Origin of the sequence: Streptomyces vilmorinianum (genome assembly GCF_005517195.1) — a bacterium.
Lineage (GTDB): Bacteria > Actinomycetota > Actinomycetes > Streptomycetales > Streptomycetaceae > Streptomyces > Streptomyces vilmorinianum.
Window position 1 is genome coordinate 3,093,879 of sequence record NZ_CP040244.1, and the last position, 18,386, is coordinate 3,112,264.

Annotated in this window: 17 protein-coding genes; 7 read left to right on the forward strand and 10 right to left on the reverse strand. The window is 72.7% G+C overall.

Annotation, left to right across the window (positions count from 1 at the left end; genetic code table 11):
- Nucleotides 1–23: 23 nt before the first annotated feature.
- The 4 genes from FDM97_RS14555 to FDM97_RS14570 all read right to left on the reverse strand — a co-directional run bounded on the left by FDM97_RS14555 (nucleotide 24) and on the right by FDM97_RS14570 (nucleotide 3,912).
- Complete coding sequence (locus FDM97_RS14555) at nucleotides 24–1,478, reverse strand: VWA domain-containing protein (RefSeq protein ID WP_254705590.1); 1,455 nt, start codon at nucleotides 1,476–1,478, stop codon at nucleotides 24–26.
- Entirely contained in the window at nucleotides 1,475–2,893 is a 1,419-nt protein-coding gene (locus FDM97_RS14560; protein ID WP_137990833.1) for a hypothetical protein, read from the reverse strand. Before FDM97_RS14560 ends, FDM97_RS14555 begins: the two co-directional genes overlap by 4 nt.
- Nucleotides 2,863–3,366, reverse strand: a complete 504-nt coding sequence (locus tag FDM97_RS14565) for a hypothetical protein (protein WP_137990834.1) — start codon at nucleotides 3,364–3,366, stop codon at nucleotides 2,863–2,865. The genes FDM97_RS14560 and FDM97_RS14565 overlap by 31 nt, the downstream gene beginning before the upstream one ends.
- 87 nt (nucleotides 3,367–3,453) lie before the next feature.
- The gene (locus tag FDM97_RS14570) at nucleotides 3,454–3,912 is read right to left on the reverse strand and encodes a MarR family winged helix-turn-helix transcriptional regulator (RefSeq protein ID WP_254705591.1); all 459 of its coding nucleotides are present in this window, start codon (nucleotides 3,910–3,912) and stop codon (nucleotides 3,454–3,456) included.
- 137 nt (nucleotides 3,913–4,049) lie between these two features.
- On the opposite strand from FDM97_RS14570, the gene FDM97_RS14575 reads away from it, so the two are divergent.
- From FDM97_RS14575 to FDM97_RS14600, 6 genes are all read left to right on the forward strand, one after another.
- Complete coding sequence (locus FDM97_RS14575) at nucleotides 4,050–5,060, forward strand: SDR family NAD(P)-dependent oxidoreductase (protein ID WP_137990835.1); 1,011 nt, start codon at nucleotides 4,050–4,052, stop codon at nucleotides 5,058–5,060.
- Nucleotides 5,057–5,926, forward strand: a complete 870-nt coding sequence (locus FDM97_RS14580; protein ID WP_137990836.1) for an amidohydrolase family protein — start codon at nucleotides 5,057–5,059, stop codon at nucleotides 5,924–5,926. The genes FDM97_RS14575 and FDM97_RS14580 overlap by 4 nt, the downstream gene beginning before the upstream one ends.
- A gap of 96 nt (nucleotides 5,927–6,022) precedes the next feature.
- Nucleotides 6,023–7,549, forward strand: a complete 1,527-nt coding sequence (locus FDM97_RS14585) for an acyl-CoA synthetase (protein WP_137990837.1) — start codon at nucleotides 6,023–6,025, stop codon at nucleotides 7,547–7,549.
- Nucleotides 7,546–8,010 carry a MaoC family dehydratase gene (locus FDM97_RS14590; protein WP_137990838.1) on the forward strand — a complete coding sequence of 155 codons (465 nt, stop codon included), beginning with the start codon at nucleotides 7,546–7,548 and terminating at the stop codon, nucleotides 8,008–8,010. The genes FDM97_RS14585 and FDM97_RS14590 overlap by 4 nt, the downstream gene beginning before the upstream one ends.
- Before the next feature lie 44 nt (nucleotides 8,011–8,054).
- Nucleotides 8,055–9,392, forward strand: a complete 1,338-nt coding sequence (locus FDM97_RS14595; protein ID WP_137990839.1) for an MFS transporter — start codon at nucleotides 8,055–8,057, stop codon at nucleotides 9,390–9,392.
- The gene (locus FDM97_RS14600) at nucleotides 9,389–10,045 is read left to right on the forward strand and encodes a hypothetical protein (RefSeq protein WP_432816214.1); all 657 of its coding nucleotides are present in this window, start codon (nucleotides 9,389–9,391) and stop codon (nucleotides 10,043–10,045) included. The genes FDM97_RS14595 and FDM97_RS14600 overlap by 4 nt, the downstream gene beginning before the upstream one ends.
- Nucleotides 10,046–10,130: 85 nt before the next feature.
- Here FDM97_RS14600 and FDM97_RS14605 read toward each other — a convergent pair whose 3' ends face one another.
- Genes FDM97_RS14605 through FDM97_RS14625 form a run of 5 tightly spaced genes read right to left on the reverse strand, consistent with a single transcriptional unit; the run spans nucleotide 10,131 to nucleotide 15,403 of the window.
- Nucleotides 10,131–10,967 (reverse strand): ABC transporter ATP-binding protein, encoded by an 837-nt coding sequence (locus FDM97_RS14605; RefSeq protein WP_254705592.1) that lies wholly within the window; start codon nucleotides 10,965–10,967, stop codon nucleotides 10,131–10,133.
- Entirely contained in the window at nucleotides 10,964–11,944 is a 981-nt protein-coding gene (locus FDM97_RS14610) for an ABC transporter ATP-binding protein (protein ID WP_137990841.1), read from the reverse strand. Before FDM97_RS14610 ends, FDM97_RS14605 begins: the two co-directional genes overlap by 4 nt.
- Before the next feature lie 5 nt (nucleotides 11,945–11,949).
- Nucleotides 11,950–12,828: an ABC transporter permease gene (locus tag FDM97_RS14615; protein ID WP_137990842.1), complete on the reverse strand. Its 879-nt coding sequence runs from the start codon at nucleotides 12,826–12,828 to the stop codon at nucleotides 11,950–11,952.
- Nucleotides 12,825–13,778, reverse strand: coding sequence for an ABC transporter permease (locus FDM97_RS14620; RefSeq protein ID WP_137990843.1), 954 nt, complete (start codon nucleotides 13,776–13,778; stop codon nucleotides 12,825–12,827). The genes FDM97_RS14615 and FDM97_RS14620 overlap by 4 nt, the downstream gene beginning before the upstream one ends.
- The gene (locus FDM97_RS14625) at nucleotides 13,775–15,403 is read right to left on the reverse strand and encodes an ABC transporter substrate-binding protein (protein ID WP_137994825.1); all 1,629 of its coding nucleotides are present in this window, start codon (nucleotides 15,401–15,403) and stop codon (nucleotides 13,775–13,777) included. The genes FDM97_RS14620 and FDM97_RS14625 overlap by 4 nt, the downstream gene beginning before the upstream one ends.
- A gap of 136 nt (nucleotides 15,404–15,539) precedes the next feature.
- Here FDM97_RS14625 and FDM97_RS14630 point away from each other — a divergent pair, with 136 nt between their 5' ends.
- On the forward strand, nucleotides 15,540–16,619 hold the full coding sequence (locus tag FDM97_RS14630; protein WP_137990844.1) for a LacI family DNA-binding transcriptional regulator: 1,080 nt from the start codon (nucleotides 15,540–15,542) through the stop codon (nucleotides 16,617–16,619).
- A 59-nt stretch (nucleotides 16,620–16,678) separates the two neighbouring features.
- Here FDM97_RS14630 and FDM97_RS14635 read toward each other — a convergent pair whose 3' ends face one another.
- Nucleotides 16,679–18,313 (reverse strand): amidohydrolase, encoded by a 1,635-nt coding sequence (locus FDM97_RS14635; RefSeq protein ID WP_137990845.1) that lies wholly within the window; start codon nucleotides 18,311–18,313, stop codon nucleotides 16,679–16,681.
- Between the last annotated feature and the right edge of the window lie 73 nt (nucleotides 18,314–18,386).

Here is an 18,386-nt window from a genome sequence, read left to right on the forward strand (position 1 = left end):
TCAGGGCCTTTCATGGAAAAGTCTTAAGCGAGAAACGTCTTGAGTTCGTGGACGAGCTTGCGGATGTGGCCGGAGATCACCGGCGTACCAAGTCCCTTGAAGCGCTCTCGGAACCAGGGGTTGACCTCCTGGCGGCCGGAGCTGGTGACCGAGCCGACCGGGATGAACTTCACGCCGGAGCGGTGCACGGCCTCGATGGCCTCGAACAGCGGCTGGGAGCGGTCGAACTCGTAGAAGTCCGAGATCCACACCATCACCGTGTCGGCGGGGTCGGTGATCTTCGGGCGGGCCATGGCCATCGCGACGGGGCCGTCGTTGCCGCCGCCGAGGTTGGTGCGCAGCAGCGCCTCGAACGGGTCGTTCACCCAGGGCGTCAGATCGATGGCGCGCGTGTCGTACGCGATGAGATGGACGTCCACCTTCGGCAGCCCGGCGAAGATGGACGCCAGGATCGTGCAGTTCACCATCGAGTCGACCATCGAGCCCGACTGGTCCACGACCACGATCAGCCGCTGGGGCGTCGTCTTGCGGGCGGTGTGCCGGTAGTAGAGGCGGTCGACGTAGAGACGCTCCTCCTCCGGGCTCCAGTTGGTGAGGTTCTTCCAGATCGTGCGGTCCAGATCGAGGTTGCGGAACACCCGCTTGGGCGGGACCGAGCGGTCCAGCGCGCCGACCGTGGACTTCTCCACCTGGGTGCGCAGCACTTCGGCGACCTCGTCGACGAAGCGGCGGATCAGGGCCTTGGCGTTGGCCAGGGCCACGCCGGAGAGGTTGCTCTTGTCCCGCAGCAGCTGCTCGATCAGCGACATGCTCGGGGTGAGCCGCGCGGCCAGCTTGGGGTCGGCGAGCACCTCGCGCAGGTGCATCCGCTTGACGAGGTCGGCCTCGAGGGCGCCGAGTTCCGGACCGATCGCCGGGATCAGCCGGTTGAGGTCCGGAGTCGCACCGCGCCCGCCGCCGCGCAGCCGGCCGGGCTCGCAGCCGAGGGCGCGCTCCAGCCAGCCCGCGTCGGACTGCCACCGTGACAGCTGCCCGGCGGTGACCGTACCGGAGCCGGTGGCGAAGACGTTGAGCAGCACTTTCGACACCAGTGCGGCGCGGCGTACTTCGGCGGCCCGGTCGCGCCCGCCCGCGGCGACCTCGGACGCGTCCTCGGGCACCATGAGGCCCTCGAACTCGGCGGCCAGCTCCGGATGGCGCTGCACGATCGAGTCGACCGAGGCCTGCGGATCCAGCAGCGCCGACGGCAGACCGATGTCCTCGACGACGGCGAGGCTCGCGGACTCCAGCGTGGCCTGCTCCTCGTGGTCGAAGAGCCGGGCCAGGAGCCGCCAGTAGAGGACCTGACGGCGGTTGTCGTGCGCGTCCGGCTCGGCGCTCCCCTCGGCGTTCCCCTCGGTGTACGGCTCGATAAACGGCTCGGTGTACGGCTCGGTGTACGGCTCGTTGGTCGGATCGGTCGTCGTGGGCTCCGTCATTTCCGCAGCAGCCTCCCCGCTCGTTCCCGCAGGACGGCCACGGCGTCGGTGGCGGCCTTCTCGGCCCTGACGCCGGCCTTGTCGGTCGTGCCACCGGCCCACGCTCCCGCGTGAAGGGCGACGGTCTTCTTCCGGACGGTCGTCTCGACGGCCAGCGGCTGGAGGCGGAAGGCCCCGTCGTCCCAGCGCAGCAGCCCGATGCAGGCGGCGGACGCCGCGACGGCCGCGGGAGTGAGCGGGCCGGCGGCCGGAACGCGGTCGGTGTCGACGGGCAGAGGGTGCCCGGCGACGGTGAACGTCAGCGCCTCGTCGTCCTGCTGGGAGACGTACCCCTCCAGGAACACGGGCACGGCGATCCGCGTCGGGTGCCGGTCGAGCGGGGCGGTGACGGGGGTGGTCGCGGAGGACAGGGCGACACGGGCGGTGGCGAAGGCGTCGGCGGGCTCGCCCGCGCGGGCCTGCTCGTCGCTCCAGATCAGGTCGCCCTCGGCCGTCACCGGCATGTCGGTGAGGTCCATCGAGCGGCCCTCGCCGACGGCCGCCAGAAGCGACATGTGCGGGCGGAGGAGCTGCCACAGGCCCGCGTCGACGACCGTGTCGGGCTTCGGGACCGACACGCCGGCCCGCACGAGCCGGGGCACGGAGCCGTCCGCGGGCTCGAACACCGCGTGCACCTGCGCCTGCACGGCGGTCGCGTGCTCCTGGAGGTCGACACCGAGCGGCAGGAGGCGGCCGGTGGCCGTACCGGTCACGGGCACGCCGGCCGCGCCGGGCAGCGTCAGGAGCATGGCGCGCGACCACAGGTCTGCCCAGCGGCGCACCGGAACACGCTCCAGGGCCGCACCGGGGCAGGACGCCGCCAGCTCGGCGGCGAAGCCGTCAAGGAGCGTCGCGAGGCGGCGCAGAGCCGGGTCCGGAAGCATCGCGGAGACGACCTGTGCCGACCCGGAGACCACGTCCTGGTCGATGCCCCGCCAGCCGCAGCGCGCCAGGTCGGACAGCCAGGAGCGGGCGGCGACGAGGACGTTCAGCGCCTGCCGCGCGCCCGGCTCCGGGACACCGTCCTCGCCGGGGGAGTGGCCGGTCGCCTCGTCGATACGCGTCATCAGCGCGTCGTGGACGGAACCGAGCAGTGCCGTGCGGGCCGCGGCGAGCGCGACGAAGTGGTCCTCGTCCGCGGTCCCGGCCGCCGCCTTCTCGGCCGCCTCCGCGACCCTGGCGGCCAGCGGCGTCCCGGAGACGGCCCGCGCGAGCTCGGCCAGACCGGCGGCCTGGGCGGGCTGGGGTCGGAGCAGACCGGAGACGAGCGCCCGGTCGAAGGCGTCGACGGCCGCCAGGGCCTCGTCGAGCCCGGCGATGTCCTCGGCCAGCAGGTCGGCGCGCATCAGGCCACCGCCCTGGTCGGCGGGAACCACTGCATCTCCGGCAACGGCGCGGTGGTCGGAGCGAGTTCCAGATACGCCAGGTGGCGCAGGAACCGGCTGAAGACGGGGGCGGCGTCCTTGGTGGTCCCCTGCGGCGGACGGGCGCCGCTCATGCCGGCGGCGATGCTCTGCGCGCTCGGTGCCGCGTCCGCGAGGTCGACCTTCAGATAGCGGGCGACACGCTCGGCGCCGTACTGCAGCACCGCCTCAGCGATCAGCGCCCGGATGTGATTGCAGAACGAGCCCCGAGCGCCGCCGCAGGGTCGGTTGTTGTTGGTGCTGCAGGCGAACGCGTACGTGCCGGCGGCGACCGACGAGACGTAGACCCGCTCGATGTCCGACCCGCTGGACACCACTCCCTGCAGCCGTCCGTCGGCCAGCTCGACGAACGGGACCTTGGCGAGCTTGCGGGGCCGTGCGGGCGGTATCACCCGTGCCGTGCTCGACCTCTCCCAGTCTGACAACGCACCATCTCCTCTGCATGACGAGGGTTTTCACGCCGTGGCGGCGAGACAGTGCTGAACCTACTGGCGACCACTGACAACGCCGTCTCAGAGCGAGCCCTCGCCCGCCATGCGCAGCAGCAGGCCGTGCAGGACCTTCCGTTCGTCCGCGGTGAGCGGCTCCGCCAGCTCGTCGGTCACGCCGCGGCTCGTCTTGTCGGTGTCGCGCAGGAACGCCCCGCCGGCGGCGGTCAGGACGACGATGCGGCTGCGCCGGTCGCCGGGGGCCGGGCGGCGCTCCACGAAGCCGAGGCGCTCCAGGTCGTCCACGAGGCTGACGATCGCGCTCGGGTCGTAGCCGAGGCTCGTGCTCAACTCCCGCTGCAGAGCGCCCTCCACGGTGGCCAGATAGCGCAGCAGCGCGTAGTGGCGCAGACGTACGCCGGACTCCTGGAGGGCCGCGTTGAACAGTTGTCCCGAGCGCAGCCCCAGACGGTAGAGCAGGTAGCCGGTGTCGGAGTGGAGCGAGCGCATCCACGGTTCGTCGGAGTCCATCGCCAGGTTCATGGCCCCAGGATGCGCCATCCATGACCCATGCGACAACTATTGACGTCAACAATTATTGGTCTTAGCTTCCATTCAGTCGCGGACCGGCAGCGCCGTCCGGCGACCGATCACCAGCACCCCGTGCGAAGGGACCACCTGTGTCTTCTCCAACTCCCGCCTCCGGCCGGCTCGTCGACCTGACGGGCAAGGTCGCCGTCGTCACCGGCTCCGGGCGCGGTCTCGGCCTCGCGTACGCCACCGCGCTGGCCCGCGCCGGCGCCCGGGTCGTCGTGAACGATCTCGACGCCGAGGCCGCCGAGCAGGCGGCCGAGACCGTACGCAAGGCGGGCGGCGGCGAGGTCGTCGCCGAGGCCGTGGCCGTCGGCACCGCCGAGGCCGCGCAGCGCCTGGTCGACCGGGCCGTCACGGCGTTCGGCCGGCTCGACGTGATGGTCACCAACGCCGGCATCCTGCGCGACCGCGTGCTCTGGAAGATGACCGACGACGACTTCGACGCCGTCGTCACCACCCACCTCAAGGGCACGTTCACCTGCGCCCGCGCCGCGGCCGTCCGGATGCGCGAGCAGGGCGAGGGCGGCCGTCTCGTCCTCGTCGGCTCGCCCGCGGGCCAGCGCGGCAACTTCGGGCAGACCAACTACGCCGCCGCGAAGGCCGGTATCGCCGCCATGACCCGCACCTGGTCCATGGAGCTGGCGAAGGCCGGCATCACGGTGAACGCGATCGTTCCGGTCGCCGCCACCGCCATGACGGAGACCATCCCGGCCTTCGCGCCGTACGTGGAGGCCATGCGGGAGCGGGGCGAGCCGCTGCCGGACTTCCTGCGCAAGGGCGAGGGCTTCGGCACCGTCGACGACTGCGCCGCGCTCGTGCCCTTCCTCGCCTCGGACGCCGCCCGTGACGTGACCGGCCAGTGCGTCGGCATCGGTGGAGACCGGCTGACACTCTGGTCGCACCCGCGGGAGGTCGCCTCGGCCTACGCCGACGGCGGCTGGACCCCGGACGGGATCGCCGCCGCCTGGCACACCTCCGTCGGGGCGACCCCGCAGACGGTCGGCATCCCCGCCCCGAAGACCCCCGCCCCGAAGGTCCCCGCCCCGAAGGTCCCCGCCCCCAAGGTCCCGACCTCGGACCTGAACGAGGCCCGATGAACGTCGACGCCCTCGTCGCCATCGACGTCCACACCCACGCCGAGGTCTCCGCCCAGGGGCACGCCTCCCTGGCCGACCACCTCCACGACGCCTCCTCCGCGTACTTCAAGGTCGCGGGCGACCGCAAGCCGACCGTGACCGAGATGGCCGCCTACTACCGCGAGCGGCACATGGCCGCCGTCGTCTTCACCGTGGACGCCGAGTCCGCGACCGGCACCCCGCCCGTCCCGAACGAGGAGATCGCCGAGGCCGCCGCGGCGAACTCCGACGTCCTGATCCCGTTCGCCTCGATCGATCCTTTCCGCGGCCGGGCCGGGGTCCGCCAGGCCCGCCGGCTCGTCGAGGAGTACGGGGTCAAGGGCTTCAAGTTCCACCCGAGCATCCAGGGCTTCTTCCCCAACGACCGCGCGCTCGTCTACGCGTTGTACGAGGTGCTCGAGGAGACCGGCGCGATCGCGCTCTTCCACAGCGGCCAGACCGGCATCGGCGCCGGGGTCCCCGGGGGCGGCGGGATCCGGCTGAAGTACTCCAACCCCCTGCACGTCGACGACGTCGCCGCGGACTTCCCGCACCTCAAGGTCATCCTCGCGCATCCGTCGTTCCCCTGGCAGGACGAGGCCCTCGCCGTCGCCACGCACAAGCCCGGCGTCCACATCGACCTGTCGGGCTGGTCACCGAAGTACTTCCCGCCCCAGCTTGTCCAGTACGCCAACACGCTGCTGAAGGACAAGGTCCTGTTCGGCTCGGACTTCCCCGTCCTGACGCCCGACCGCTGGCTCGCCGACTTCGACAAGCTCGCGATCAAGGACGAGGTCCGCCCCAAGATCCTCAAGGAGAACGCCGCCCGGCTGCTCGGGCTCGTCTGAAGGGCCGCCGCCATGCACGCCGCACCGCATCCTGCGCCGCACTCCGCACCGCGCCCTGCGCCGCACTCCGCACCGCATCCTGCGCCGCACGCCGCCATGCGCAACGAGGGAATCGGGGCCTGGCCCGCACGCCGGGCGCGCAAGACCCCGCACCGCACCGCCCTGATCCACGAAGACACGTCCCTGACCTACGCCGAGCTCCACGACCGCGTCCGCCGGCTCGCACACGCACTGCGCGAGCGAGGCGTGCGCCGCGGCGACCGCATCGCCTATCTCGGCCCGAACCATCCGTCGTTCCTGGAGACGCTGTTCGCGGCCGGACTGCTCGGCGCCGTCTTCGTCCCGCTCAACACACGGCTCGCGCCGCCCGAGATCGACCACCAGCTCACCGACTCGGGAGCCCACACCCTGGTGCACGCGCCCGGATACGCGGACCGCACCACACTGCGGCTCGCCCACCACATCCAAGTCGGCACCGCGTACGAGGAGTTGATCTCCTCAGCGGACATCGCCACCGTCACCCCGCCCGAGGAGCCGGTCTCCGGGGACGACGTCTGCATCATCATGTACACCTCGGGCACCACGGGCCGCGCCAAGGGCGCCGTGCTCACCCACGCCAACCTGACGTGGAACGCGGTCAACGTCCTCGTCGACACCGACCTGCGCGCCGACGAACGCGCCCTGGTCACCGCCCCGTTGTTCCACACGGCCGGCCTGAACATGCTCACCCTGCCCGTGCTGCTCAAGGGCGGCACCTGCGTCCTGGTCGAGTCCTTCGACGCGGACGCCACCCTCGCCCTCGTCGAACGGCACCGCATCACCGCCATGTTCGGCGTGCCCACCATGTACGACCTGATGGCCCGCTCGCCCCGCTGGACGGACGCCGACCTGTCCTCGCTGCGCACGCTCAACTGCGGCGGTTCCCCCGTCCCCGGCCGGCTGATCTCCGCGTACCAGCGGCGCGGCCTGAACTTCCAGCAGGGGTACGGGCTGACGGAGGCCTCGCCCGGGGTGCTGTTCCTCGACGCGGAGCACGTCGTCAGCAAGGCAGGATCCGCGGGCGTCCCGCACTTCTTCACCGATGTGCGCGTCGTACGGCCCGACCTGAGCGAGGCCCCGCCCGGCGAGACCGGCGAGGTGCTCGTCCGCGGCCCGCACGTGATGCCCGGCTACTGGGGGCTGCCCGAGGCGAGCGCCGCCGCGCTCACCGACGGCTGGCTGCGCACCGGGGACGCCGCGACCGTCGACGCCGACGGCTACGTCACCATCACCGACCGCATCAAGGACATGATCATCTCCGGTGGCGAGAACGTCTACCCGGCCGAGGTCGAGGACGCGCTGCTCGCCCACCCCGATGTCGCGGAGTGCGCCGTCATCGGCGTACCGCACGAGAAATGGGGCGAGGTGCCGCACGCGGTGCTCGTGCCCCGCCCCGGCGCCGCGCTCGACGCGGACGCCGTCCTCGCCTCGCTCGCCGGGCGCCTGGCGGCGTACAAGATCCCCAAATCGGCCGTGGTGACGGACGCGCTGCCCCGTACCGCCTCCGGAAAGCTCCGCAAGCCCGAACTCCGCCGCCGCCACGGCGTCGAGAACCCTTCACTCCCCGAGGAGAACCTCACATGACCATCACCGTCCACGGCATCGACGCACTGAAGAAGCTCGCCCTGGAGAACGACGGCGACCTCGGCACGAGCGACTGGCTCGAGATCACGCAGCAGCGCATCGACACCTTCGCCGACGCCACCGACGACCACCAGTGGATCCACACCGACCCCGAGCGCGCCGCCGCCGGCCCGTTCGGCGCCCCGATCGCGCACGGCTATCTCACGCTCTCCCTGTTCATCCCCCTGTTCACCGGACTCCTCGACGTCCAGGGCGTCACCACCAAGGTCAACTACGGCCTGGACAAGGTCCGTTTCCCCGCCCCGGTGCCCGTCGGCTCCCGCATCCGGCTCGCCGCCCGCCTCGCCTCCGTGGACGACGTCCCCGGAGGCGTGCAGATCGCCGTCGACGGCACCGTCGAGATCGAGGGCGGCGCCAAGCCCGCCGCCGTCCTGCGCTCGCTGTCCCGCTTCTACGTCTGACCCCTCCTCCCCCTCGGCCCGTCCCCTTCCCCCGGGAGTACGCCATGTCCGCCCCTCCCCAACACGCCGGTGACATCCGACAGTTGCGGCGCGTCGCACTGTCCGGACTGCTCGGCTCGGCAGTGGAGTTCTACGACTTCCTGGTCTACGGATCGGTCGCCGCCCTCGTCTTCGGCGACCTGTTCTTCCCCGAGGCCGATCCGGCGGTCTCCACCATCGCGGCCCTCGGCACGTTCGCCGCGGGCTACGTCGCCCGGCCGCTGGGCGGCATCGTCTTCGGCCACTTCGGCGACCGGCTCGGCCGCAAGGCGAGCATGCTGTGGACGATGACGCTCATGGGCACCGGCAGCCTGCTCATCGGCCTGCTGCCCACGTACGACGTCATCGGGGTGTGGGCCCCCGTCCTGCTCGTCCTGCTGCGCGTCGTGCAGGGCATCGCGATCGGCGGCGAGTGGGGCGGCGCGACCCTGATGGCCGCCGAACACGCCGGCGACCGTCCGCGCGGCCGGTGGACCGCCTTCACCCAGCTCGGCGCCCCGGCGGGCACGCTCGCCTCGACGGCCGTCGTCACCGTCGTGGCCACCCTTCCGGACGAGGACTTCCTCAGCTGGGGATGGCGGGTGCCGTTCCTGCTGAGCGTGGTGCTCCTCGCGATCGGCCTGTACGTACGGGTCTCGGTCACCGAGAGCCCGCTGTTCCGCGCCGAGCAGCCACGGGGGGCCGCTCGGCGCCGGCGGCCGCCCGTGCTCGACGTGCTCCGCCGGCCCCGGGCGGTGCTTCTCGGGGCCGGCGTGGGCATCGCCCCCTTCGCCGCCCAGTCGGTCATGACCACGTTCCTCATCGCGTACGCCACCGGCCACGGCTACAGCCGCCAACAGGTCCTGACCGGTGTCACCTGCGCCGCCGCCGTCGCGCTCGTGGTCCTGCCGCTGGCCGCCGCCGCGTCCGACCGCTGGGGGCGACGGCCGGTCGTCGCCCTCGGCGCGCTCCTCTCGGCGGCCACCGCGTTCCCGGTGTTCGCGCTCGTCGGCTCGGGCCGTCCCGGGCTGCTGATCCTCGCCTGCGTCATCGGCCACGGCATCGCCCAGTCGATCATGTACGGACCGCTGGCCGCGCTCCTCACCGAGCTGTTCGGCACCCGGACGCGGTACACGGGCGCCTCGCTCGGCTACCAGACGGCCACGCTCATCGGCGGCGGTCTCTCCCCGCTCCTCGCTCAGTCCCTCGCCGCCACGTACGGGGGCACCACGCCGGTGGCGCTGCTCCTGCTCGTCGCCGCCGCGCTCACCGTGCTCGCCGTGTGGCGCCTCGGCGAGACGAACCGCACCTCCCTGTCCGCCCGGACCGCCGTCTCCCCGGCCGAGCAAGGAGTCGCCCCATGACGATCACGCGTTCCCACCGCCGGGGCGCGGCCGCCACCACCGTGGCCGCCGCCCTGGTCCTGGCCCTCACCGCCGCCGCTCCCTCGCAGCCCCCGCCCCGCCACCTCACCGGCACGCACGCCTCCGGGGCGGCGTACGAGATCGACGTACCGGCGCGCTGGAACGGCACGGTGCTGCTCCTCAGCCACGGCTACCGGCCGTCCGGCGCGCCCAACCCGGCGACCGACGCGCCCGACGAGGCGACCCGTGCCCTGCTCCTCGACAGCGGGTACGCCCTGGCCGGTTCCTCGTACGCGAGCACCGGCTGGGCCGTCGAACAGGCGGTGCCCGACCAGCTCGGCACGCTCGACGCGTTCACCCGCCGGATCGGCGAGGCCCGCCGCACGATCGCCTGGGGCGAGTCGTACGGCGGTCCGGTCACCACCGCCATCGCCGAACGTCACCCCGCGACGCCGCCGTGGACGAGGCAGGTCGCCGCGCTGCACGCCCTGGAGCGGCGCATCGGGACGGGACGGTGGGGCGACACCTCGCCCGCGTCCCTCAACACGGCGGCCCGGCAGGCCGGTCCGTCCTCCGAGGCCCGCCACACGCGCTTCCTGCCCGGGCCGTATCCGCGCCCCTTCAACCTGACGGACCGCCCCACCGCACACTGACCCGCACCGACGACCGTACGACGACTCCCTGAGAGTGGAGCCGGGCACCGGACCCCGTCCGGTGCCCGGCTCCTCTCCGGCCTTTTCAGTCCAGGGACCGGCGGCCGGCCGCGGCGAGGGTGGGGTCCCAGCCGCGGCGGGGGACGGAGTCGAGCAGCAGACGGGTGTAGGGATGGGCCGGCGCGTCCAGGAGTTCGGCGGTGGGGCCCTTCTCCACCACGCGGCCCGCCCTGAGGACCATCACCTCGTCGGTGATGTGCCGGACGACGGCCAGGTCGTGGGTGACGAAGAGGAAGCCGATGCCGACCTCGCGCCGGATGGTGCCGAGGAGTTCCAGCACCTGGGCCTGGATGGACACGTCCAGGGCTGCCACGGCCTCGTCGAGGACCAGGACCCGCGGTTCGGCGGCCAGCGCGCGGGCGATCGCCACGCGCTGGCGCTGACCGCCCGACAGCCTGCCCGGAAGGGCTGCCGCCTCCCGCTCGCCGAGCCCGACCTGGTCGAGGAGTTCGGCGACGCGGGCCTGCCGGGCCGTCGCGTCCATCGCGAAGTGGAGCCGGAGCACCTCCTCGACGCAACGGCCCACGGTCACCCGGGGATCGAGGGAGAGGTACGGGTCCTGGAAGACCATCTGGATCTCCCGGGCGCGCGCCAGCCGCTCGGCCCGGCCCCGGGCGGGAGCCGAGCGGTCGCGTCCGCCGATGCGGACGGAGCCGCCGTCGGGGCGCTCCAGGCCGACGAGCATCCGGACCGTCGTGGTCTTGCCGCTGCCGGACTCGCCGACGATGCCGAGGGAGGCGCCCGGCGCGAGCGTGAGCGACACGTCGTCCACGGCGGTGTGGTCCCCGTAGCGCTTGTACAGTCCCTCGACGACGAGCTCTTCCGACGTCCCGGTGTCGATTGCGGTTGCGGTTGAGGTCACAGTGCGATCCCTTCGTCGGCGCGGTGGCACGCGGCCAGGCCGTCGCCGTGGCGGGCCAGTACGGGTGTCTCCTCCACGCAGCGGGGCTGTGCGTGGGCGCAGCGCGCGGCGAAGGCGCACCCCGGCGGCGCCTCGGCGAGGGAGACGGGCCGGCCCGGGATGGGCCGTGGGGCGCGGGCCCCGGACTCGATACGGGGGGTGCAGGCCAGCAGCCCCGCCGTGTACGGGTGGCGCGGGTGGTCGAACAGTTCGTCGGTGCCCCGGGTCTCGACGATCCGGCCCGCGTACATGACGTACACCCGGTCGCAGATCGCCGACGCCAGCTCCAGGTCGTGGGTGACGAAGAGCATTCCGGTGCCGCGTTCGGCCTGGAGACGGGTGAGGATCGCGATGATCTCGGCCTGTGTCGTGACGTCCAGGGCCGTGGTCGGTTCGTCGGCCACCAGCAGTTCGGGCTCGCCCGCGAGCGCCGCCGCGATGACCACGCGCTGGAGCATGCCGCCGGAGAACTGGTGCGGGTAGCGGCGCAGCGCGCCGCGCGGATCGCGGATGCCGACGGCGTCGAGGAGTTCCTCGGCGCGTGCCGCCGCCGTGGCGGCCGGGGTGCCGGCGCCGCGCAGTCCTTCGGTGAGGAAGTCGCCGACGCGGCGCAGCGGGTTCATGGAGGCGCGCGGATCCTGGTAGACCATGGCGACCTGTCGGGCGCGCAGCCGGGTCAGGGCCGCGCGGTCCATGGTCAGGACGTCGCGCCCCGCCACCCGCACCTCGCCGGCCGTACGCGCCCGCGCGGGCAGCAGGCCCAGCACGCTGCGGCACGCGACCGACTTGCCGGACCCGGACTCGCCGACCAGACCGACGGTCTCGCCGGCTCCGACGCGCAAGGTGACACCGTCGAGGATCGGCCGCGCCGCCTGCGCGCCCGGCAGACGTACACCGAGCCCGTCGATCTTCAGTACAGGCGTGTGCTGCTCGGTCATGGCGCTCACCGCTCCCGCTTCGCGATCCGGTCGGCGAGGCCCTCGCCGACGATGCCGAACGCCACCACGGCGAGGACGACGCACACGGACGGCGCGAGCGCGGGCAGCATCGCCCCCTGCTGGAGCGCCGACTGACCCTCGTTGATCATGGCTCCCCAGTCGGCCGTGGGCGGCTGGACACCGAACCCGAGGAAGGACAGCGCGGCGAGATCCATCAGGGCGTACCCGAAGTTCATCGCCGACTGCGCGAGCACCGTCGGGGCGATGTTGGGCAGCAGATGGCGCAGACAGATCGTCCCGCCCGCCCAGCCCTGCACCCGGTACGACTCGATGTACGGGCGGGCCTTCTCCTGACGGGCGATGCTCCGTACCAGCCGGCCGACGTACGGCGTGTACGCGACGGCCATGGCGATCACGGGCGCGGTCATGCCCGAGCCGAGGACCGCCACCAAGAGGATCGCGAGCAACAGCCCGGGGATCGCGAAGGCCAGGTCCATCGACCGGGACAGCAGTGCGTCGGCCCAGCCGCCGCGCCAGGCGGCGACCGTTCCGAGCAGGGTGCCGAGGAGGGTCGAGACACCGACCACGAGGAGCGGGCCGAGCAGCCCCGTGCGCGCGCCGTGGATGAGCCGCGACAGGATGTCCCGGCCCGACTGGTCGGTGCCGAGGAGATGGTCACCGCCGGTGCCCACCAGGCTCGCCGACAGGTCGAGCGCCTCGGGGTCGTACGGCGAGAGGACCGGGGCGAGCGCGGCGACCAGGACGAGCACGGCAAGGACCGCCACGGACAGCGTGAACAGCGGGCCCTGGCCGAGGACGCGCAGCGCGCGCAGGCCGGGGCGGCGGCGCAGCGCCCCGGACGCGGGGGAGACGGCGGTGGTCATCGGGAAGCCTCCGCGTGGAGCGAGAGCCGGGGGTCGACGAGCGGAACGAGCAGGTCGACGACGAGATTGACGACGACGAACGCCGCCACGCTCAGCAGCGTGATCGCCTGCACGACGGCGAAGTCCTTGGCCGTCACCGACTGCACGAGCAGCGAGCCGATGCCCGACACGTTGAAGGCGGTCTCGACGATCGACGTGCTGATCAGCAGACCCGCGAGCATGGTGCCGCCGACGGTGACGATCGGCCCCAGGGCGCCCAGCAGCACGTGTCGTCGGACGACGGCGGCGGCCGCGACGCCTCGGGCGCGCGCCACCTCCACGTGCTCGCGCCCGAGTTCGTCGAGCATCGCCGACCGGGTCACCCGGGCGAGGAGACCGGCGAAGGTGGTCGCCAGGGCGAAGGCCGGCAGCGTCAGGTGGTACACCCGGTCGGTGAAGGTCTCGGGCGTGCCGCCCGGCCCCGGAAACCAGCCCAGCTGGACGGAGAAGAGCGAGACGAGCGCGATGGCGCTGACGAACGAGGGGGTGGCCGTGGCCACGCCGGTGCCGAGCAGCACCGCACGGTCCACCGCGCCCGGGCGCAGGGCGGCGAGGACACCGCCGGTCACACCGAGGACGGCGACCAGCAGCGCCGCGTACCCGACGAGGACGGCCGTGCCCGGCAGGCGCGAGCCGATCAGGGCGCCGACGTCCTGGTGGAACTGCGTGGAGCGGCCGAAGTCGCCCCGCAGCACGCCTCCCAGCCACTTCGCGTACTGGACGGGCAGCGGGTCGTCCAGGTGGTACTGGGCGCGCAGCGCCGCGACCGTCTCCGGCGTCGCCGGGCGGCCGTGGAGCAGGAACGACACCGGGTCGCCGGGCGCGAGATGCACCGTGCCGAACACCACGACCGACGTGACGAGCAGCACCGTCGCCAGGCCGAGGAGCCGGCCCGCCAGATAGCGCGTCATGACTGTGCGGCCCCGATCGTCGCGGCCCACGGGTAGTACAGCTGCGCGATGCCGGTCGGGGCGCCCGTCACGCGGCTGCCGAGGAAGACCGAGTAGGGCGCCTCGTACAGCGGGATGACCGGCAGCTCGCGGACGGCGATCTTCTGGAGTTCCGCGGTCAGTTCGGCCCGGCGGGCCGGGTCGGGCTCGGCGTTGGCCCGGTCGAAGGCGGCGTCGTACTCGGCGTTCGACCAGTTGCCGTAGTTGCCGAAGTCGCCGGTGCGCAGGTACTGGTAGAACTCCAGCGGGTCGGGCGTGTTGTCGTACCCGTTGGTGATGACGAGGTCCAGGCCTTTGCGGGCGTTCGGGTCGACGAAGATGCCGCTGTACGCCTCCGGGGCGACGGACTTCAGCCGGACGTCGAGCCCGATCTGCCGTCCGGCCGCCTGCACGGCGTTGGCCACGACGCTGATCTCGGGGGCCAGCGAGCTGGTGACGAGGGTGACCTCGCGCCCCGTGGCGCCGGCCTCGGCGACCAGCTTCTTGGCGGTGGCCACGTCGTACACCGGCTCGGGCAGGGCCTTGAAGTACGCGTCGGTCTTCTCCGGCACCAGCGCCCACGCGCCCCGCGCGGTCGGGGACTTCGCGGGGACCCCGACGCCCCCGGCCGCGGCCTTGATGATGTTCTCCCGGTCGAGGGCCATGGAGAGGGCCTGACGGACCTTCAGGTCACCGAGCGGGCCCGTGAAGTCGAGGATCGAGAGGTCGGCCGCGGCCGTGTTGGGGCCGAAGTGGACCGTGCCCTTGGAGGTGTTGCGCAGCTGGGCAAGGGAGGAGGAGGGCACCAGGTAGCCGCCGTCGGCCGTGCCCGAGAGGAAGGCGTTGGCACGGGCGGCCGGGTCCTCGATGAAGGTGAATTTCACGGTGTCGGTCTTCGGGGCCAGGGACCGGTCCCAGTACGCCGCGTGCTTCTTGAGGGTGACGCTGTCGCCCTGGGCCCAGCTGTCGAGCGCGTACGGGCCGGTGCAGTTCACCTTGCCCTTCGGGCCGCCGTAGTCCTTTCCGGCCTTCGCGAGGAAGGCGGCGCTCTCGACGGTGCCGGGGGAGGCCGCCATCAGCTCGCCCAGCAGGACATCGGGCTTGGTGAGCCGGATCGTCACCTCCAGCGGACCGCTCGCCTCGACGGAGGCCACGTTCTTGAACGCGGAGCCCCACGGAGAGCCGACGGCCGGATCCATGTGGCGCTTCAGGGAGGCGACCACGTCGCCCGCGGTCATGGTCGAGCCGTCGTGGAACCGCACGCCGGAGCGCAGGGTGTACACCCAGGTCTTCGGGTCCGGGTTGGTGTACGTCGTGGCGAGGCCGGGTTCGATCTTCAGGTCGGGGGTCACCCGCAGCAGCTGCTCGCACACGTTGGCGAGCACGGTGTTGGGCGGGTAGTCGTAGGCGAGGGCGTAGTCGAGCGTGTACGGCTCGGCGTACAGCGACCAGGTGAGGGAGTCGAGGGAGCCCTTCGCCGCGGGGGAGTTCGGCGTGACCGTGTACGCGGGGGCGGCGCCGGACCGGGGCCCGGTCGCGCCGGAACAGCCGGCGGTGGTGGTCGCGAGGGCGGCGGAGCAGACGAGCACGGCGGTGGTTCGGGACATGCGCAAGGAGACCCACCCCTTTACGGGTGTAGTGACGGGCGCTGGGGGATGGAGCGAGTATTGATGCGGGAACGTTCCCGCACAAGGCTTTGCGGGAACGGTTTTGCTGAGGTCGCGGGGGTGGCAGCATCAGCCCATGACCGATGCACCCCGACATGGCGGGCACCCCTCACGGACCGCTTCGGACCCGGCCCCGCGGACTGCCCCGCCCCGCGTCCGTCTCGTCGACGTCGCACGCGAGGCGGGCCTCTCCAAGACCACCGTCTCGGCGGCCCTCAACGGCACGGGACGCCTCTCCCCGGCCGTGCGGGAGAAGGCACGGGACACGGCGCGCAGGATGGGATACCGGCCCAACGCCGCCGCGCGACAGCTGCGCGCGGGACGGGCCCGGCTGATCGGATACGTCGTGGGGGAGTTCGCGGGCAGGCCGTGGACGTACCTGGAGTCGCCGTACTTCGCCCAGCTGACGAGCGCCACCGCCGCGGCGGCGCTCAGACACGGCTACGCGCTGGTGATGCTGCCCGCGGGCTCGCTCCAGGGAGAGTGGGCCGACCTGCCCTTCGAAGCGGTGATCGTCGCCGACCCGGTCGCCGACGACGGTGTCGTCGAGGACCTGCTCGCCGCCCGCATCCCCGTCTTCAGCGACGCGTCGGTCGAAGGCAGAGCGGGCGCGCACTGGGTCGACGTCGACGCCGGCGCGGCGGTACGCGAGACCCTGGACCATCTCAGGGACCAGGGCGCGCGGCGGACCGCGCTCGTGCTGCCGGACAGCACGACCCGCTTCCACCGGGGCGTCCTGACCGCCTACCACGCGTGGTGCGCCGCGCACGGTGACACGCCCCGGGTGACGCTCGCCGCCGACATCGGCAACGGTCCGGTCGTCGAGGCGGTCGACGGCGCGCTGACCGCGGCCGAACGGCCCGACGCCCTCTTCGTGGTGGCGGAGCTGAGCCCCCCGCTCGTCCTGGAGGCGGCGCGCCGCCACGGCTACGACGTGCCCGGGGACCTGCTCGTGGTGTGCGCGAGCGAGGAGACCACCGCCGCGTACACCGACCCTCCGGTCTCGACCCTGAGCCTGCGGCCCGGAGAGGTCGCCGAGGCGGGTATCGAGCTCCTCGTCGCGGCCCTGGAGAACGGCGACGACGAACCGTCGGGAGTGCTGGTGCCCACCCGCCTGATGGTACGAGGATCCTCGCGGCGGGCGGACCGCGGCTGACAGCGGGCGCCGTAGCGGCGCCGGCGGGCGCCGTACCGGCGTCATGTCCGGCGCCCGCATCAGGCGGAGTGCACGAGCGTGCCGCCGACGTAGGTGTGCAGCACCCGGGCCTCGGCGATCTCCTCCGGGGGCCCGGTGAAGATGTCGCGGTCGAGCACCACCAGGTCGGCGAGGTGGCCGGGGAGCAGCGTGCCGGAGTCGTCGAGCCCGTTCACATGCGCCGAGCCCGCGGTGTACGCGGCGACGGCGGTCGTGAGGTCGAGCCGCTGCTCCGGCAGGAAGACCCGCTCGTCGGCGGTGCCCGGCTCCCTCCTGTTCACCGCCACGTGGATGCCCGCGATCGGGTCGGGGCTGCTGACGGGCCAGTCGCTGCCCGCCGCCAGTGTGGCCCCGGCGCGCAGCAGCGAGCCGAACGGGTACTGCCAGGAGGACCGTTCGGGCCCCAGGAAGGGGATCGTCAGCTCGTCCATCTGCGGTTCGTGCGCCGCCCACAGGGGCTGGATGTTGGCGATGGCGCCGAGTCGCGCGAAGCGCTCCAGGTCGTCCGGGTGGACCACCTGGAGGTGGGCGAGGTGGTGGCGGTTGCCGCGCCGCCCGTTGGCCTCGACCGCCGCCTCGACCGCGTCCAGGGCCTCGCGCACCGCCCGGTCGCCGAGCGCGTGGAAGTGCACCTGGAAGTCGAGGGCGTCGAGCCGGGTGACGTACGGACGCAGGGCGACCGGATCGACGAAGCTCAGACCCGAGTTGGCGGTGGCGCAGCCGCAGCCGTCCAGATACGGAGCGGTCATCGCGGCCGTGAAGTTCTCGGCGACGCCGTCCTGCATGATCTTCACCGAACCGGCCCGGAACCGCCCGTGGTTCAACTGCTCGCGGCGTGCCACGAGTTCGTCGATCTGATCGGCGCCCCGCTCGCGGTCCCACCACAGGGCGCCGTTGACCCGGGCGGTGAGGGTGCCCGCGCGGGCGGCCGCGAGGTACGCGTCGGAGGGATCCGGATTGCTGCCCAGCACCCCGAGCATGGCGTCCTGCCAGCCCGTGATGCCGAGGGAGTGCAGCAGCTTCTGCGCGCGCAGCAGGCCGGCGAGCCGGTCGGCGACGGTGCTCGGCGGCACGAGCCGGGCGACCAGGGCGGTGGCGCCCTCCTGGAGCGTGCCGCTCGGGGTCCCGTCGGGCTCGCGCTCGATGCGGCCGTCCGCCGGGTCGGCCGACTCGCGGGTGAGCCCGGCCAGTTCGAGCGCGCGGGTGTTGGCCCAGGCGCCGTGGTGGTCACGGTTGAGCAGATAGACCGGGCGGTCCGGTACCACGGAGTCGAGGAGCTGCCGGGTGGGCAGGCCCCCTTCGAAGCTCTCCATCGACCAGCCGCCGCCGGTGATCCACGGCCGGTCCGGGTGGGCGTCGGCGTACGCCCGTATCCGGGTCAGGTACTCCTCGACGCCGACCGTGCCCGTCAGATCGCACTCGGCCAGCTCCGTCCCGCCGAACACGGCGTGCACATGCGCGTCCTGGAAGCCGGGCAGCAGCAACTTGCCCCGGAGATCGACGACTTCGGTGGCCGGGCCGATCAGCTCGCGCACCTCGTCGTGGCCGACGGCGGTGATGCGCTCCCCGGTGACCGCCAGGCTGCTCGCCCGGGTGCGGGCGGGATCGCCGGTGTGGACGGGGCCATGGGTGAAGACCAGATCGGCCTTGGTCATGGGTGCTCCAGGACGTGAGAGAAGACGGGAGGGAAACGGGAGGGAAAACGGGAGGGAAAACGGGAGAGAGAAG